This window comes from Marinobacter iranensis, from assembly GCF_029207565.1.
GTDB classification, from domain to species: domain Bacteria; phylum Pseudomonadota; class Gammaproteobacteria; order Pseudomonadales; family Oleiphilaceae; genus Marinobacter; species Marinobacter iranensis.
On sequence record NZ_JANCMW010000246.1, the window covers coordinates 1 to 261 of the forward strand.

Annotated in this window: 1 protein-coding gene; it reads right to left on the reverse strand. The window is 62.5% G+C overall.

The window, feature by feature from the left end; all coding sequences use genetic code 11:
• The coding region (locus NLU14_RS22220) for an alpha/beta fold hydrolase (RefSeq protein ID WP_275710691.1) at positions 1-261 on the reverse strand (261 nt) is incomplete at both ends.

Consider the following 261-nt stretch of genomic DNA (forward strand, 5'->3'; position numbering starts at 1 on the left):
GACCATGCCGATGCCAAGTCCGCCCAGCACCAGCGTTGCGACCTTGTCGGGATCGGAAAGCGCCAGGAAAGCGGAAACGCGCGCGCCCATGGAATAGCCCATCACATGCGCCCGCTCGATGCCGAGATGGTCGAGCAGCGCCGCAGCATCCGAAGCCATCTTGTCGGGTGTGTAGTCGGCGCCCTCATAACTCTTGGTCGAGGCGCCATGGCCGCGATGATCGAAGGCGATCGCGCGATAACCAGCATCGTTCAGTGTCTT